This window comes from Alteromonas lipotrueiana (assembly GCF_019249245.1).
GTDB classification, from domain to species: Bacteria; Pseudomonadota; Gammaproteobacteria; order Enterobacterales; family Alteromonadaceae; genus Alteromonas; species Alteromonas lipotrueiana.
This window is the reverse complement of sequence record NZ_JAESDK010000011.1, coordinates 42997-60605: the sequence shown is the minus strand read 5'-3', so window position 1 is coordinate 60605 and position 17609 is coordinate 42997. Positions and strand designations below refer to the sequence as shown.

Annotated in this window: 17 protein-coding genes; 14 read left to right on the top strand and 3 right to left on the bottom strand. The window is 44.3% G+C overall.

Annotation, left to right across the window (positions count from 1 at the left end; translation table 11 throughout):
• Positions 1-170: 170 nt before the first annotated feature.
• The 3 genes from dnaJ to JK130_RS08990 all read left to right on the top strand — a co-directional run bounded on the left by dnaJ (position 171) and on the right by JK130_RS08990 (position 4900).
• On the top strand, positions 171-1307 hold the full coding sequence (dnaJ, locus tag JK130_RS09000; protein ID WP_218353981.1) for a molecular chaperone DnaJ: 1137 nt from the start codon (positions 171-173) through the stop codon (positions 1305-1307).
• 242 nt (positions 1308-1549) lie between these two features.
• The gene (locus JK130_RS08995) at positions 1550-2029 is read left to right on the top strand and encodes a c-type cytochrome (RefSeq protein WP_218353980.1); all 480 of its coding nucleotides are present in this window, start codon (positions 1550-1552) and stop codon (positions 2027-2029) included.
• Between the two features lie 309 nt (positions 2030-2338).
• Positions 2339-4900 (top strand): putative bifunctional diguanylate cyclase/phosphodiesterase, encoded by a 2562-nt coding sequence (locus JK130_RS08990; protein WP_218353979.1) that lies wholly within the window; start codon positions 2339-2341, stop codon positions 4898-4900.
• A gap of 34 nt (positions 4901-4934) precedes the next feature.
• Here JK130_RS08990 and JK130_RS08985 read toward each other — a convergent pair whose 3' ends face one another.
• Positions 4935-5615, bottom strand: a complete 681-nt coding sequence (locus tag JK130_RS08985; RefSeq protein WP_218353978.1) for a cytochrome b/b6 domain-containing protein — start codon at positions 5613-5615, stop codon at positions 4935-4937.
• Positions 5616-5925: 310 nt separating this feature from the next.
• Between JK130_RS08985 and JK130_RS08980 the strand changes: the two genes are divergently transcribed.
• From JK130_RS08980 to JK130_RS08930, 11 genes are all read left to right on the top strand, one after another.
• The gene (locus JK130_RS08980) at positions 5926-6246 is read left to right on the top strand and encodes a hypothetical protein (RefSeq protein ID WP_218353977.1); all 321 of its coding nucleotides are present in this window, start codon (positions 5926-5928) and stop codon (positions 6244-6246) included.
• A gap of 25 nt (positions 6247-6271) precedes the next feature.
• Positions 6272-6544, top strand: coding sequence for a hypothetical protein (locus JK130_RS08975; RefSeq protein ID WP_218353976.1), 273 nt, complete (start codon positions 6272-6274; stop codon positions 6542-6544).
• Between the two features lie 239 nt (positions 6545-6783).
• Positions 6784-7149, top strand: coding sequence for a cupin domain-containing protein (locus tag JK130_RS08970; RefSeq protein ID WP_218353975.1), 366 nt, complete (start codon positions 6784-6786; stop codon positions 7147-7149).
• Positions 7133-7555, top strand: coding sequence for a hypothetical protein (locus JK130_RS08965; RefSeq protein WP_218353974.1), 423 nt, complete (start codon positions 7133-7135; stop codon positions 7553-7555). Before JK130_RS08970 ends, JK130_RS08965 begins: the two co-directional genes overlap by 17 nt.
• Positions 7556-7826: 271 nt before the next feature.
• Positions 7827-8627 (top strand): 4-hydroxy-tetrahydrodipicolinate reductase, encoded by an 801-nt coding sequence (gene dapB / locus JK130_RS08960; protein WP_218353973.1) that lies wholly within the window; start codon positions 7827-7829, stop codon positions 8625-8627.
• 293 nt (positions 8628-8920) lie between these two features.
• On the top strand, positions 8921-10054 hold the full coding sequence (carA, locus tag JK130_RS08955) for a glutamine-hydrolyzing carbamoyl-phosphate synthase small subunit (protein ID WP_218353972.1): 1134 nt from the start codon (positions 8921-8923) through the stop codon (positions 10052-10054).
• A 12-nt stretch (positions 10055-10066) separates the two neighbouring features.
• Complete coding sequence (gene carB / locus JK130_RS08950; RefSeq protein WP_218353971.1) at positions 10067-13288, top strand: carbamoyl-phosphate synthase large subunit; 3222 nt, start codon at positions 10067-10069, stop codon at positions 13286-13288.
• 121 nt (positions 13289-13409) lie between these two features.
• On the top strand, positions 13410-13886 hold the full coding sequence (greA, locus tag JK130_RS08945; RefSeq protein ID WP_218353970.1) for a transcription elongation factor GreA: 477 nt from the start codon (positions 13410-13412) through the stop codon (positions 13884-13886).
• 65 nt (positions 13887-13951) lie between these two features.
• Positions 13952-14986: an alpha/beta hydrolase gene (locus tag JK130_RS08940; RefSeq protein ID WP_218353969.1), complete on the top strand. Its 1035-nt coding sequence runs from the start codon at positions 13952-13954 to the stop codon at positions 14984-14986.
• Complete coding sequence (locus tag JK130_RS08935) at positions 14973-15530, top strand: NUDIX domain-containing protein (protein ID WP_218353968.1); 558 nt, start codon at positions 14973-14975, stop codon at positions 15528-15530. The genes JK130_RS08940 and JK130_RS08935 overlap by 14 nt, the downstream gene beginning before the upstream one ends.
• Positions 15531-15532: 2 nt before the next feature.
• A complete protein-coding gene (locus JK130_RS08930; RefSeq protein WP_218353967.1) occupies positions 15533-15976 on the top strand; it encodes an RDD family protein in 444 nt (147 codons plus the stop codon).
• Here JK130_RS08930 and JK130_RS08925 read toward each other — a convergent pair whose 3' ends face one another.
• Positions 15977-16423 carry an Hsp20 family protein gene (locus JK130_RS08925; protein ID WP_218353966.1) on the bottom strand — a complete coding sequence of 149 codons (447 nt, stop codon included), beginning with the start codon at positions 16421-16423 and terminating at the stop codon, positions 15977-15979.
• An 883-nt stretch (positions 16424-17306) separates the two neighbouring features.
• Positions 17307-17573, bottom strand: a complete 267-nt coding sequence (locus JK130_RS08920) for a DksA/TraR family C4-type zinc finger protein (RefSeq protein ID WP_218353965.1) — start codon at positions 17571-17573, stop codon at positions 17307-17309.
• Positions 17574-17609 lie beyond the last annotated feature (36 nt).

The window sequence follows — 17609 nt, the reverse complement described above, 5'->3', positions numbered from 1 at the left end:
GGTTAGCCGGCCATAAATGGCCGGTTGAACGAAACAATACAGGCGCAGCAGGATCATCTTGTTGCGCCTTTGTTGTGTTAAAGCATTTGCTACAAAGTGCTGATTTATAAAATATTTAGTATTCGGTTATGTACCGGATGCTTTGGTAACGAGTAGGGTAAGTAAGCGATATGTCGAAACGTGACTACTACGAAGTGCTAGGTGTGGGCCGAGACGCTGGTGTACGTGATATAAAGAAAGCGTACAAAAAGCTGGCAATGAAATACCACCCCGATCGTACTCAGGGCGATAAAGAACTTGAAAACAAATTCAAGGAAATTCAGGAAGCTTACGAGATCCTGACCGACGATCAAAAACGAGCGGCGTATGATCAATATGGTCACGCTGGCGTTGACCCTAACCGTGGTGGGGCAGGTTTCGGCGGTGGCAACGCTGACTTTGGTGATATTTTTGGCGATGTGTTTGGTGACATTTTTGGTGGCGGCGGTGGTCGTGGGCGCCAGTCTCGCGCCCGCCAAGGTGCTGACCTGCGCTATAACCTGGAACTGACTTTAGAAGAGGCAGTAAGAGGTAAAGATGTTGAAATTCGTGTTCCTACCTTAGTTGAATGTGAAAAATGTGATGGTTCGGGCGCGAAGCGCGGAACGTCCCCTAAAACGTGTCCCACTTGTCACGGAAATGGTCAGGTACAGATGCGTCAGGGTTTCTTTGCCGTGCAGCAAACCTGTCCAACCTGTTCAGGGCGTGGCAAAATCATCAGCGATCCGTGTAATAGCTGTCGCGGTCAGGGGCGGGTTGAAAAAACCAAGACATTGTCAGTTAAAATTCCACCAGGTGTAGATACGGGTGACAGAATACGTTTGGCGGGCGAAGGCGAAGCCGGAGAGGCAGGTGCTCCTGCAGGCGACCTGTACGTGCAGGCTCATGTTAAGCAGCATGATATTTTCTCTCGAGAAGCTAATAATTTGTTCTGTGAAGTTCCGTTAAGTTTCACTACGGCAGCTTTAGGTGGCGAATTACAGGTACCCACACTAGATGGCAAAGTTAAACTGAAAGTTGCCCCCGAAACTCAGACTGGCCGTAGCTTCAGGTTACGCGGTAAAGGGGTGAAATCGGTTCGAACTGGCATGATCGGCGATTTGATTTGTAAGGTGGTTGTAGAAACCCCGGTGAATTTATCTTCGCGCCAAAAAGATTTGTTAAAAGAGCTTGAAGATTCGATGAGTAGCGAAACGGGTAAACACCGGCCAAAAGAACAAGGATTCTTTGACGGCGTTAAGAAATTCTTTGATGATCTGACCAACTAAGACGTTAAAACCCTCCCTTTTCGGAGGGTTTTTTTATGGGCAAAGTTCATTAGTTCTGGTTTCGAAAATACGTTATTTTTTTAGCAAAAAATATAAGCAGGTCAATAAGAACGCTCGGCCAACAATCTTTTTTTGGTAAAATTGCATATAAAGAATTAATAATAAATTTAACATCTTTGTAGCAGGCGCTTTCAGATATACTGATGGCAACAAAACCTGAAACATCATAAGGAGATACGGCAATGAAATTTTCAACCCGGTTAGCGGTAATTGGCAGTGCAGCATTAATTAGCGGCGCGGCATTAGCAGCAAGCCCAGAACCAGCAAAATCGCAAAAGCACGCCGAGGCATATAGTGAATATCGCGAAGCACTGTTTGAGCTGATGCAAAGCAATATGGCGCCATTAGGTGGCATGGCGAAAGGTGCCATTGATTATGACGCGCAGGTGATGCAAACCAACGGTATGCGAATGGAACAGTTGGCCAATATGTTGTCTGATTATCTAAAAGTCGATACTCGCGAATATGATGTACATACGCATGCAAAACCAGAGTTATGGGACAATTTTGCTGATGTAGAAAGCAAAATAGGCGATTTACAAAGTGCTGCTGCAAATTTGCAGAAAGTCGCGAAATCGGGCGAAGAGTCAGAATATCGTGCCGCGATAGCAAAGGTAGGAAGTACCTGTAAATCGTGCCATGACGATTATAAAGCCGATTGATTCTTTACCATTGGAGCCGCGCTCGTCGGCTCTTTCTTTTTCACATATTATTTTACAGTCTCTTCTTATTTTTATCCTCTATTCTTTTGCACAAAGTCAGAATGTAAGCTACGTTTTAAAGTACTTATAGCAACAATCTTTGTATTACATTACCTGAAACAAAAGCGCTGTTTAAGTCAGTTTACGTTTATGCGTTGAGTCGTTTTTTATCTATACGGCCGGCAACATAAACAGTGCCAGGATGACGTGCCTTTAGGCTATATTATTCAATAATGAGCAAACATTGAAACAGTAAAAGGAGATAGCCTAGTGACATTACGTCCCGGGCTGACAGTTAAGGAAGTCACTTCTAAAGACTTAAAACCGGGCGACAGGTCGGCGCAGACATTTGTTGATGTATTTAAGGGGCATGTTGACGGCGGTTGGCTTATACAATGTGATGATAACAAAGTGCCTGAGTTAATTGCCGGTACTACGCTTCATCTATCAGATGAATTGGACCAGGCCCTGCGCGATAGTATAGCGTTCGCAAGCACCGCATCCAATTGTTTAAATGAGGTGCTTACCACCCCTCATAGCGACGAGCCTGAAAAGGTTGAGTGGTATGTCAAAAGCTTCTTTAATCCGAATTTAAACACTATCTGGCTGTATGTTTTTTGTATTTCAAGCGGCTCAGAGGCAGGTATTTCAGATGCACTTGAGCGTTTACTGAACTTCGCAGTCAGTGCTTTTGACCTCTGTGATGCTCCAGTTAGCGACCCCGGTGCGCTACCACCGGTTGCCTGCAGGTCTTCAAGTTACGAACCTGGTGACACGGGCATTATTCACAATACGATGCTTGAAGAAATCAGCACTATCACTCGTACTGGCGGATGGCAATACGACCCCAAAACCGGAAATATACGTTGGTCAGAACAAACTTACCGTTTATTTGGTTTATCGACCTGTGATGGCGTAGGAGTGAGTCGTTCACTGGCAAGCTTTCCGGTTGAATCGCGGCGCCAGATTCACCAGATGATTTCAAAAGTTTGTCTGGACCATCAACCGTGCATACTCGAATTATATTATTTTACCCATCGGGGGAAACAACGCTGGGCGCGTTTTACTGCAAGATTCTTCAGATTTTCTGATACAGAATTAGTAATGGGAACGATTACCGATATTTCTGAGCAGCGAAGGCTGTCTGACACTGAACACAATTTCACTTTATATCTTCGTACCATTTTAGATAACCTGAACGACGCGGTTCTTACCCTGGACAGTTTGGGCACCATAATCACAGCCAATAATGCGGTACTGTCTGTTTTCGGCCATCATAAAGATACGGTAATAGGCGGCGATATTGGACACCTTTTACCTGAAGTATTCTGTTGTGATGACATCGAGGTAACAATACGCGAATTGTTGCAGACCCAAAGCAGTCATCAGGAATATTATGGTTTACATGCAGATACCAGTCAGTTTGCGGTAGAAATCTCTGTTTCTGAAATAACACAGGACGGCTATCAGCAATTTGTACTGATAATTAAAGACATCACTGAGCGTAAAAAAGCGTCGGACAATATGTTCAGGCTGGCTTTTTATGACTCTGTTACACATATACCAAACAGCGCCTCGTTTGAAAAAGCGTTACGACAGCTTATTGAAGAAGCACAGAGTTATAATCAGGATATTTTCTGCGTTATGCTGGATATTGATAAATTTTCCCAGCTCAATTTAATGTTTGGAAAAGAAACCGGCGATTATGTACTACGAACCCTGGCGGATAGAATTTGTAACAAGGTAGGTCATTTATTTGAAGTTTTTCGCGGGCAGGGCGATCGGTTTTTCGTGCTTTATCACACCAGTTTTGACAGTGAAAGTCAGGCTATTGAAGAGATGCTGAATGAAGCCGAGTGGGAGCTGCAACACAGCGTGCTAACCGATATTGAATTGAACGGGCGCTCTCAACCCATTACGGCAGCAATTTCTTCTGCACTTATTGAAGGAAGTAAAGCCAGCTACGAAAAAGTAGTGGGTATTTTAGAGTTTGGCCGCAACCGGGCAAAAGAGCAGGGGTTATCTGGCAAAGTAACTTTTGATCGCCGGGCATTTTCTGATTATGAGCGACATAATTTCATCAGTCAGGCTTTTGCACAGGCTTTACAAAGCGATGAGTTTCATCTTGTTTTGCAGCCTCAATTTGATCGTCAACAACGCATTGTATGCTCTGAAGCTTTACTACGCTGGAACCAACCACATTTAGGCACGATTTCACCGGCAGAATTTATTCCTATTGCTGAACAAAGTGATGCCATTGTAGATATTGGCTATTGGGTCATTAACCGGGCCTGCGAGATTCTTGCCATGTGCAATCAACAAAAATTGATAACGCGTATAGCCGTGAATATCAGTGGGCGCCATATTGTCCATCCCGATTTTGCCGACCAGTTATTAAATATAACCCAACGGTGGCAGGTGAGCCCCTCTCAACTACAACTTGAAATTACTGAAACCACCCTTGTTGCAAGCATAACCATAGTACGTGAGCGTATTGAAATGCTATCGGGGATTGGGTTCTCATTCTCGGTAGATGATTTTGGTACCGGCTATTCAAGCTTAAGTTATTTGAAAGAATTGCCGATCAGTGAGCTAAAAATAGATCGATATTTTGTCGATGAAATTAATTTTGCGCATCAGGATGTGCCCATTGTTAATACTATTTTGGATATGGCAGAAGCGATGAACGTACGTACGGTGGCCGAAGGCATTGAAAATGAAATACAACTACAGTATTTGCAAGCGCGAAATTGCCAGACATATCAGGGGTTTTATTTGGCTCGGCCCATGGTACAGGATGAATGGTTTGGACTGATAAAAAAGCAAAATTAGCCGGCCCGCGATTAGCTTGCCGACGCATGCCATATTAATAATAAACTTCCTGAGGCGGTGCCCCTGGCGCAATAGCCACCACATAGTAAGTCAAAGCTGCACTCACTAAAGCCAACGTAATAGCCAGTACCCATTTTGATGAAGAAATAGGCGCAGCCACAGTCGTTTTTTTGCCATGTACCATGGCTGGTGCCAGAGATTGGCGTTTGTATACCGTATAAAATGCAATAGCCACAATATGCAGGGCGATAAAGCCTAAGAGCAGGTTGAAAGCTTGGTGGTGTACAAAGTTCATCAGTTCCTGAGTATCAACAGAAACCACATGGTACCAGGGCCCTTGCATAAAAATATCATCGGACATAAACAATCCGCTAATGGCCTGGGCTGCAACAATGACCAGCATAAACACAACTACCCAGCCTCCTAAAGGATTATGCCCTGCATAAGGCTTGCTATGGCGATTTAATATCTGTCGGGAGTAGCGCCATACCTGCACCGGGCCGGTTACAAAAGAGCTGAAGCGGGCATATTTAGGACCCACTAGCCCCCAGAAGCATCGAAAGATTATCAGACCAAACAAAAAATAACCGGCGTAAAAATGCCATTGCATCGCATCATCCAGCCACTCAGCGGTAACATACTGTACCAATAAACCCGCTACCAAAAGCCAGTGGAAAAGACGCGTGGGTATATCCCATATCAAGCTGTATTGCATAATAAACCAGACCTAAATACTAATACATTTGAAGACCTATAGAGTGCGAAATCTTGTTGCTAAACACAAGGTTATTGGACTGATTTTTTTTACACAGATATTGTATCGGCTCAGCCATCTCGAATGGTATTGCCATAAGCCTTAACCGGCATTAGTACTGAAAATTTAATAGAATTCCACTACTGTTTAGCAGTAAGCTATAAATAATAAGCAAAAATATGACGGTCCATTCGCCGTATTGAACCTATTTACCGATAAGGTTTTTGCTAAAATGGGTTTGGTTTTTTAGCTAATGGAATAGGAACGATGCATGGAGCACGAATATAAAATCAGCGGGATAGCCCTTGCCGTTTATGGCGGCGTAAGCTTAGTGATTTTGGTCTTTTTTTATAGATTTTTTATCGCTGAAGTTCACTTTGTTGATTATTTCTTAATCCTTTTTCTCTCGTTATTAGTTTTCCATATTGTTGCTAGTTTTCTGGCTTTATTAAGTGGTATTTACTTGATTAAAGGCAATGAGCTAGCCCATCGGTTCGCTTTACCTGTTTCCGTAATAATTCTATTTAGTGTTCCGGTCGGTACCATCGTGGGTGCGGTCTATTTATGGCAAAGGCTTCAACATAACCGGTAAGAAGCATATTAAAAGGATTTATAAAATGAGAAAACTAATCGTTATTATCATCGGTTTAGTCTTACTCTCCGGCTGCGTGGTGGTTCCGAAAACAGACGTAGCAAAGACAAGCCGATGCGAAATATCCTCCGACCGTAAAACGCTAAAAATCGTTAATGGGTTTGAAGACACCAATACATTCTATTCTGTTGGTGGTCTGCTGCTTATCCCTGTTACCGGCGTAATTTCGGGCACTTATGTAGCCATAAATAATGTCTATCATTTAGGTGAAGAACGTATTGTTTGCGGCCCGGAGTAGAGACATGCCCGACGGGTACGGCCATCTATAATTACCAATTTTATGCGCTGCCGATAATACTTATTATGGAGCACGAGGTGGTAAGCGACACTGTGCTGTGATTTGTGAATTTTAGCCAATAATTAGGTACGTTCAAACCCGCCCCTTTTAGGGCCAACGTACTGCATTAGTTACTCAGTAATCAAGCTGTTATACAATGAACTGTCTACCCAATTTTTACTTTATCTAAAGGTTTTTTTATGAGCTACCAGGCAATAAATTTTAAAGACAAGCTTGCTCTATTCGACGAACAGTGGTCGCCAAAGGTTATTGCCCAGATGAATGACTACCAGTTCAAAGTAGTAAAACTTCAGGGAGAATTTGTCTGGCACAACCATTGTGATACAGATGAAACCTTTATTGTGCTTGAGGGGAGCCTTAGGATAGATTTTGAAGATGGGGCGGTGAATCTGACTGCCGGTGAAATGTTTGTGGTGCCCAAAGGGGTTGAACATAAACCTTTTGCCGAAAAAGAAGCAAAAGTTTTACTGATAGAGCCTCGGGGAGTTGTTAACACTGGGCAACAAACTGGTAGCAAAACGGCGAAAAATGATGTCTGGATTTGATTCTGGCGGGCATAGTCATAAAAGCCGCAGTAGTAAATGGCGAGTGTTAGTATTCGTTATTATGGTTTTTTCTTTCGGTTACGCTATCGCCACCTACCAGTACTCCAGAAGCGAAATGGCAGACGATGTTAGTGACTACGAACGCGAAATAGTCATATCGTCAAGGCTGCATAGTGAGTATGCTGCACACTGCATCAAAAATAACTTTGCGCCCTATGTAGAGCATTCTATAACCCGCTATAAAAGGTTAATTGATAAACTGCCCGGTTTTCCGTATTTCTTTAGTGCTGACTTTGTATTAAGCCACAAACAGTCTGCTTATAAACATGAAGACACCCTGGCAACCGATAAAGATTTATTAAAGCAGTGCGACCGGTCTGAGAAAACCAAAAATGTTTACAAGTAGATGCGTGAAGTCTGCCAAATAAGTGCGACAACTTTCGTGTCGGTAAAACAGGCTAAACCGACAATTTAATACCCAAGCCGATTCCAGCAAAACACGTTCAGATCTGGGTATAGTTAATACAAGTCCGCTTTTTTCCAGCATACACAGCGCTTTTTATCTTCGGCCTCCACTTCAATAACACATAAAAATTTCAGGTACTCTATAAATCGGCGGGTTGCATAGCCGCTGTGATCAGGCAAAATATCAAAAAACCATTTTGCTAAGGGACACAATGAACGTAGGACTATTTGGCGCAAACGGCCGTATGGGGCGGGTGTTAATTGAAGCGGTACAACAAAATGAGGAAACCGAGCTTAGTGTTGCTACCGTACGCGACGATTCTGCGTGGGTGGGAATGAATGTAGGCGAGCTGGCAGGTATTGGCAGCTTACCGGTAAATTGTGAGGCATTTAGTGATATTGATGCTCATAAGGTAGATGTGATGATCGACTTTACTTTGCCCGCCGCGCTCGATGGCAATTTGAATTGGTGTGTAAAGCACAACGTTCCTATGGTTATCGGAACTACAGGTTTGTCACAACAGCAACTGAGTGCCCTTGAGCAAGCCAAAACACATATTCCGATTGTTTTTGCGGCTAACTACAGTGTAGGAGTCAATTTGATGTTGGCACTGGTACGTCAGGCAGCCAAAGCTCTGGGCAACAGTGCGGACATTGAGATAACCGAAGCTCATCACCGATTTAAAAAAGATGCCCCATCGGGTACTGCTATGGCTATTGGCGAAGCGATTGCTGATGAACTCAACCGTGATTTGTCAAAATGCGCGGTTTATGGCCGCGAAGGGAAAGAACCCGAGCGTGACCAGCAAACCATTGGTTTTGCCACCGTTCGAGGAGGCGATATTGTGGGTGAGCACACTGCCTTATTTGCCGATATTGGTGAGCGACTCGAAATTACCCACAAAGCTTCCAGTCGCCTCACTTTTGCTCAGGGCGCGGTAAAAGCCGCGGTTTGGCTGCAGCATAAAGCGCCTGGATTATATGGAATGAACGATGTAATAGGGCTGAATTAACGCTCGGTTTATGAAATGTAAACATCAAGTTTTAATGGTTTTAATGTAAAAACATATGCAACGCTCCGTTTTTAGTATTTTGGCAAAATCGGATTAGACCGTGTTTAAGATTTACTATATACTTCACGGAATTTGCCAGAATTTTGCGTTGTAGAGCGTTGCAACGCAGGTTTATTAGCTGCAAATACTACAAACGGAATAAAGGTTAACTACCTGCTTTTTTTCCGGTTTTTTTGTGCGTTTTGGTTTACGCAAAATCAAAACACTCGGTTATCCTTAATTTGGAGGTTGACTTGGCTAATTCTGCCCTTTTGGTGTTAGAGGACGGTTCTGTTTTTAAAGGTACGGCGATAGGTGCACAAGGTATAGCCGTTGGGGAGGTTGTTTTTAATACCTCCATGACCGGTTATCAGGAAATCCTCACCGACCCCTCTTACGCTGAACAAATCATCACCCTGACTTATCCCCACATCGGTAATACCGGTATTAATTTAGAAGACGTTGAAGCCGACCAAATACGCTCCAAAGGTCTTGTGATTCGCGAACTCCCCCTGTTAGCCAGTAATTTTCGTCAAACTCAGTCTCTATCCGATTATCTTAAACAGCACAACGTGGTTGGTATTGCCGATATCGATACCCGCCGATTAACGCGTTTGTTACGAGATAAAGGCGCGCAAAACGGATGTATTGTGTGTACCGAAGATTTGGACGAAAAGGCCGCGTTAAAACAAGCACAGGCATACCCAGGGCTTAAAGGCATGGATTTAGCCAAAGAAGTGTGCAGCAAAGAAATCAGTCAATGGGATGGCGGTGTGTGGAAACTGGGCGAAGGCTATGTTAAGCCCACTGAGCCACCTAAATACCATGTGGTAGCTTACGACTACGGGGTAAAGCACAATATCTTACGTATGTTGGTTGACCGCCATTGCAAAATTACGTTGGTCCCGGCGCAAACTCCGGCTGACGAGGTTCTGGCGATGAAACCCGATGGGGTTTTCTTATCTAATGGCCCTGGCGACCCCGAACCATGTGATTATGCAATTGAAGCCATTAAAACCATCGTTGATGCCGGTATTCCTACTTTTGGTATTTGCTTAGGCCATCAGTTACTGGCTATTGCCAGCGGTGCGAAAACCGTGAAAATGAAATTTGGACACCATGGCGCTAACCATCCTGTTAAAGACCTGCAGCGGGGGAATGTCATGATTACCAGTCAAAATCATGGGTTTGCGGTAGATGAAAGCAGCCTGGGCGATAACTTGGAAATTACCCATATTTCTTTGTTTGATAAATCGCTACAAGGCATACATCGTAAAGATAAACCGGCGTTTAGCTTTCAAGGTCACCCTGAAGCCAGCCCGGGACCCCAAGACGCCGGTCCATTGTTTGACCACTTTATCGACCTCATCGAACAAGCAAAGCAGTAGGACAAGCCCGTTATGCCAAAACGTACCGACTTAAAAAGTATTCTGATTCTTGGTGCCGGACCTATTGTGATTGGTCAGGCCTGCGAATTTGATTATTCCGGCGCTCAGGCGTGTAAAGCGCTGCGCGAAGAAGGGTACCGGGTTATTCTGGTTAACTCGAATCCCGCTACTATTATGACCGACCCGGAAATGGCCGATGCGACCTATATCGAGCCGATTCACTGGGAAGTGGTGCGCAAAATCATCGAAAAAGAACGCCCCGACGCTATTTTGCCCACTATGGGTGGTCAGACCGCATTAAACTGTGCACTTGAGCTTGACCGCGAAGGTGTATTAACCGAGTTTGATGTTGAGTTGATTGGTGCCACCGCCGATGCCATAGACAAAGCCGAAGATCGCAACCGTTTTGATAAGGCCATGCGAAATATAGGTCTGGAGTGTCCTCGGGCCGAGATTGCGCACAGTATAGAAGAAGCGCACGATGTGCTATCGCGCATTGGATTTCCCTGCATTATTCGACCCTCATTTACGATGGGCGGTTCAGGGGGGGGCATTGCCTATAATATCGACGAATTTAATGAAATTTGCCATCGGGGACTAGATTTATCACCAACCAAAGAACTGCTTATTGATGAATCTTTGATTGGATGGAAAGAGTACGAAATGGAAGTGGTTCGCGATAAAAGCGATAACTGCATCATTGTATGTACCATTGAAAACTTCGACCCGATGGGGGTACATACCGGAGACTCGATCACCGTAGCTCCCGCCCAAACTCTGACCGACAAAGAATTTCAGATTATGCGCAACGCGGCCATGGCTGTACTGCGTGAAATTGGTGTAGAAACCGGCGGGTCAAATGTTCAGTTTGGGGTAGATCCCCAAACGGGTCGCATGGTGATTATTGAGATGAACCCGCGGGTATCGCGCTCTTCGGCGCTGGCCTCTAAAGCCACGGGTTTTCCTATCGCCAAAATTGCCGCCAAATTAGCAGTGGGCTATTCTCTTGATGAGCTTAATAATGATATTACCGGCGGTCTGACCCCAGCCTCATTCGAGCCGGCTATTGATTATGTAGTGACAAAAATTCCACGTTTTAACTTTGAAAAATTTGCCGGTGCGAACGATCGCTTGACCACGCAAATGAAGTCAGTGGGCGAGGTTATGGCTATCGGCCGCAACCAGCAAGAATCTTTGCAAAAGGCGTTACGTGGTCTGGAAGTGGGCGCTACCGGGCTAAATCCAATGGTAAATCTGGCTGATCCCGATGCCCGCAGTAAGCTAGTGTATGAACTGCGCGAACCGGGCGCCGAGCGTATCTGGTATATCGCCGATGCTTTTCGCTTTGGGATGGATGTTGATGAGATTTTCAGCCTAACCAATGTTGACAGATGGTATCTGGTGCAAATTGAAGAGCTGGTGAAGCTGGAACAGGAAGTTGCCGACAAAGGCCTCAGTGCCATTGATGCTGAGCTGATGCAAAAACTTAAACGGAAAGGATTTGCGGATGCGCGCCTGGCTGAGCTGACAAATGTCGCAGAAAGCGATGTGCGTGGGGTGCGCCATGGGTATGATATTTATCCGGTTTACAAGCGGGTAGATACCTGCGCTGCGGAATTTTCAACAAGTACAGCCTATATGTACTCTACCTATGATGAAGAGTGCGAAGCTCAGCCTACAGATAACGACAAAATTATGGTGCTGGGCGGCGGCCCTAACCGTATTGGTCAGGGTATTGAATTTGATTATTGCTGTGTGCATGCGGCTCTGGCAATGCGCGAAGACGGTTACGAGACCATTATGGTTAACTGTAACCCTGAAACGGTTTCTACTGACTATGACACCTCAGATCGCTTGTACTTCGAGCCTGTAACGCTTGAAGATGTACTTGAAATTGTGGCGAAAGAAAAGCCCAAAGGTGTGATTGTTCAGTATGGTGGCCAAACGCCGCTTAAGTTGGCGCGTGACCTAGAAGCCAATGGTGTACCTATTATCGGCACCTCCCCTGATGCCATAGACCGGGCTGAAGATCGCGAGCGTTTTCAGCATATGGTTAATAAACTTAACCTTAAACAACCTGCAAATGCCACCGTAAGTAATATTCAAGAAGCGGTAGAACGAGCCGATGCAATTGGTTTTCCGTTAGTGGTGCGTCCGTCTTATGTATTGGGCGGCCGGGCTATGGAAATTGTCTACGACATGAAAGACCTTAAGCGTTATCTGACCGACGCGGTAAAGGTATCGAACGATTCACCGGTATTACTCGATCGGTTTTTAGACGATGCTATCGAAGTCGATATTGACGCGGTTTGCGATGGCACCGATGTTGTGATTGGCGGCATTATGGAGCATATCGAACAAGCAGGGGTGCACTCTGGTGACTCGGCTTGCTCTTTACCTCCTTACTCGTTATCGCCTGAAATTCAGGACACTATGCGTCAGCAGGTAAAAGCGATGGCGCTTGAGCTGGGTGTAATAGGTTTGATGAACACGCAGTTTGCAATCAAAGACAACGAAGTTTATCTGATTGAGGTTAATCCTCGTGCAGCCCGAACAATACCCTTTGTATCAAAAGCCACAGGGGTGCCTTTAGCCAAAGTTGCTGCCCGGGCAATGGCGGGAATTTCCTTAAAAGCACAAGGGGTGACAGAAGAGGTTATTCCACCGTTTTACTCAGTTAAGGAAGTCGTACTTCCCTTTGCAAAATTTCAGGGCGTGGACCCATTACTTGGGCCCGAAATGCGTTCGACCGGAGAAGTTATGGGAGTGGGCGATACATTTGAAGAAGCCTACGCTAAAGCTAACCTGGGCGCCGGCGCTCCGTTACCGCGCAAAGGAAAAGCACTTTTATCGGTACGTGATACTGACAAAAACCGGGTTATTGAATTGGCTCGGCTGCTTGTTGATAATGGCTTTGAAATTGAGTCGACCCGCGGTACTGCAACAACCTTGTATGATGCGGGTATTATCAGCAGCGTGGTAAATAAGGTTTCTGAAGGCCGGCCGAATATTGTCGACTCTATAAAAAACGGGGTGTACGATTATATAATCAACACCACCGAAGGACGTCAGGCAATTACCGACTCGGTGTATATTCGCCGCGAAGCCTTGCTGAATAAAATTACGTATACCACAACTATGAATGCCGCGTTTGCTACCGTTCAGGCTAAGTCAGCGGATGATCGAAGCCGCGTGTCGTCTGTACAAGAGTTGCATAACCGGTTGAAACAGTAATGACAATCTGCAGGATACGAGGTATCCTGTGAATATAATTAGGAAAAGAAATGTGCGCCTTTCAGGCGCACTTTTTTTGATCGTGTTTTAGTATAAACAGACATAAAAGTGAGATAAAGCTATGGCTCAGTATCCTATGACTGCTCACGGTGCAGAGCTTCTGCGCAATGAGCTTAATGAACTGAAATCGGTAACCCGCCCACGAATTATCCAATCAATCGCAGAAGCACGCGAGCACGGCGATTTAAAAGAAAATGCGGAATATCATGCTGCCCGCGAGCAGCAAAGTTTTTGCGAAGGTCGCATTCAGGATATCGAAGGAAAGTTATCTAACGCGCAGATTATCGATGTAACAAAGATAGAAAATACCGGTAAAGTTATCTTTGGAACCACGGTGACAATCATGAACCTTGAGACAGACAAAGAAACCCGTTACCGGATAGTGGGCGATGACGAAGCAGATATTAAAAATAATCTGATTTCGGTTAACTCTCCCATAGCCAGGGGATTGATAGGTAAGACTGTGGATGACGTAGTCACTATTCAAACGCCATCGGGCGCAGTTGAGTTTGAGATTATTGAGGTCGAATATCTTTAAAGTAAAAAGGGAGCTTTGGCTCCCTTTTTACTTTCTATAATTTGTTTTAGTCGTTGGAGGATTGGATGAAATCGCGGCTTATAAAATGTACGTTGATAACTGTGGTGCTGTTACTTACCGGTTGCAGCAGCTTGATCGCCGATAAAATCGAAAATGCAAAAGTTCCGATCCTATATAGTGGTGATCAAGTTGATGCTCTCATTGATAAACTACATATCCAAACACAAAAGTACTGCAGCAAGACTTCCAGCTTTTGTACCGAGTATTATTATCTCGCCCCAACACCTCTTAAAACTTCAGAAAAAACTAAAAAAGCAGGCTCTATTGAACTAACCGGGACGTTCGAAGATTCAGCTAAAAGCGTGAAAAAATCGCTGAAATTAACAGAAGTTGATAGAAACAAATATAAAGGGACAGTAATACTGCTTCATGGCTACGGGGGAAGCAAAAACATTTGGCTATTTACGATGGATTATTTCAAATTTTTAGGGTTTGATGTAATTGCCATTGATATGGCGGGACATGGTGCCGCTACTATGACCCCCGGGTTTGGTACTAACGATGCTCCTTTGTTAAATCAATTCATAAATAGTGAGTTGCGCAATTTGCCAGAGCCAGTTTTACTAATAGGCCATTCAATGGGCGCCGTGGCTGCAGTGAAAACCGCCAAACTTAACTCATCAGTAAATGCGCTTGTTTTATTGGCGCCCATGCAAGCTTTTGATGAAGCAACGTTGGGCGTAGCAAAAACCTACTCACCGTGGTTAGAGGTTTTCACACCTGACTATTACATTAAAAAAGCGGCTTTGCGTGTATTGAGCCGTAGAAAATTGTCCGTCTCAGATACCAACGTGATGAACGATTTACCTTCGCTGAATATACCGATTTTGGTTTATGGCGCTTCAGATGATCCCATAAGTAATATTGATGCTTTTTCTAAACTGAACCTACCTGAGGTGCAAACTCGTGTTAATAATGAAGAGTCGCATATAACTCCGGTATTTGTCGGCACAAAGCAACATGAAATTTTGCAACGATGGTTATCATCTCTCCCCCGGGTTAATCGAGCAGATATAGGTGGCAACAATGAAATTGACTAAGAATGCACCCGAGATAAAAACCGTAGATACCAAAATAGTTTATGAAAGTAAATGGATGAGGGTGCGCGAAGACAATATTGAACGGGCAAGTGGGGCTCAGGGTATTTACAGTGTCGTAGAAAAACCGCATTTTGCGATCATAATTCCATTAGAAAATAATTATGTATATATGGTCGAACAATACCGTTACCCTGTAGGTTCGCGGCAACGAGAGTTTGTACAGGGCACCTGGGATGAAAACCCCGATGTAGATCCAAAAGAACTGGCCGCCAGAGAATTAAAAGAAGAAACCGGCTTGACGGCGAATAGCTGGACCTACGTTGGGTTTCAGTATTTAGCAAATGGGATGTCTAATCAGGGTTACCATATTTATGTCGCTCAGCAGTTAGTGCAGGGCGAGCAACATCTTGATGATGAAGAAGAAGGATTGACAGTACATCGTGTGTCGATAAAACAGCTCGTTAACGATATTAAAGATGGCAAACTTACCGACGCAAGCACTTGTAATGCGTTCGGTTTAGCCCGCCTGAAAGGATTACTATAACCATGAGTATGTTTGGGGTAACGCCCGCTGGATTCATTCTACGGTTTTTAGCGGTAGTGTTGGATTTTTTATTTATTTTCCTGTTTGTGACCGTGCCCGTGGCCCTGGTATCAGGTTCGGTATCTTTGGCCGGGGTAGATAATCCCCTGTGGATGAATCTTGGTTTGGGTTATTTACTGCCGTTAATTGGAACACTATGGTTCTGGCAAAAATATTTAGGTACCCCGGGGAAATTGCTGATGGGTATTCAAATTGTAGATATACGAACAGGAAGAAAGCCTTCGTTTTTAAAGTCGACGGTTCGCTATTTTGCCTATATCGTTTCGATAGCCCCGTTTTTTCTTGGCTTTATCTGGATTGCCTTTGATAAAAACAAACGGGGCTTTCACGACTATATTTCTGGAACAGCGGTTATTAAACGGGTTCCGGAGTACGTCAAACGCTAACTATCGGTTTGTCAGTAAGTTACCGTCAATTTTAATTTGCCGTGGTTTTTGAGCTTCAGGAATTATTCTTTCCATATCAATATGCAGCAGGCCATGCTCAATATCAGCGCCAAGTACCTTTACATTGTCTCCCAACTGAAACTTGCGTTCAAAACTTCGATCTGAAATGCCCTTATGCAGGTAGGTACGCTCATTCTCACTTGTCGCCGAAGACGCTTTATTGCCAGTAATCGTTAGCGTGTTCTCTAACATTTCAATATTTATGTCATCTTGCCTGAACCCAGCTACCGCCATGGTAATACGGTACTTATTTTCATCCAGAAGTTCGATGTTGTAGGGTGGATAGGAGCTTTGTTTTTCTGCCCTGTTCGCCGCATCAATCAATGTGGCTAAATGGTCAGACCCAATAAAAGAACGATACAGCGGTGTCATATCTACAGAACGCATAAACCTATCCTATTAAGCAAAAGGTGAATTACTGCTAACCTCACAATCAAGCATCAGCTGCTTTATACAATAAGGTTTTGTGAGGATTATTCAAGGCTGCCAGAACGTATTCTTATGAAAAGTTAGCCGATAATCCTGCACCTACAATTGTGGACACCCACACCTATAATCATGGACACCCACAAAATATCACCATGGACACCCACAATATAAATATGGACAGCCTCACTCGAGAAAGCCTGCTATAGAGCTCCCTGCTTAGTGTGCAGGTGAAGCTTGATGATTTTTCAACTGTGGGTGTCCACTAATAAGATTATGTTTAACTGTGGGTGTCCACTAATAAGATTATGTTTAACTGTGGGTGTCCAACAATAAAGTGACTGTCCAACAATAAAAAACGAAATTGACTGTCTGCCATTACCAGATGAAACGGACAACGTAGTGGTGGCACTATTAGCTGCTTTTATTTGTCCAACTGGCGACAAAATTCATAACCATCAAAGCACTGGCGAATTCGTAACATCGATGCTCGTATAACCTTGGACATCCACAAAATACCACCTTGGAGATCCAGTCGTATCATCATGGACACCCACTTTAAAAATTCTGCTTTCGAGTCCTCGGCATAGTACAGAAGTGAGGCTTGATGATTTTTAACTGTGGGTGTCCACAATTAGGTAGGTAATTTTAACTGTGGGTGTCCAACAATAAAGGGCGATTTCTTTTTAAATGGTATCGACTGATGCCAGTATCCATTTATTAAACGTAACTGGACAAAGTTGTGTAACCGCTTGAACACAGTTAAATTGCAGTATCGACGTAGTAGGTTATTTAATACAGCTACCGTAAAAGAGTCTGATAGCTAAGCTTAGCGGTGGGGCCCCTAGCGAAGTTGGCTGTCTTTACTGGCGCGGCGATTTATTGAGGAGTGTCTAACGGTTTTCTTTTCTTCTTCACTTTGACATTGAATACAAAGCTGAACACCTGGGATAGCAACCCGTCGGGCCTCTGGAATAGGCTCGTCGCATAACTCACAAAACTCTGCGCTTTCGCCAGTAGGCATATTGCTTTTTGCACGAGCTAGCGCATCTTCGACACTGGCATCAATTTGGTCTTGCACCGCTCCGTCTTTTGCCCAACCGCCGGCCATTTATTTCTCCATCGGATAAATAATCAATATCGTAGC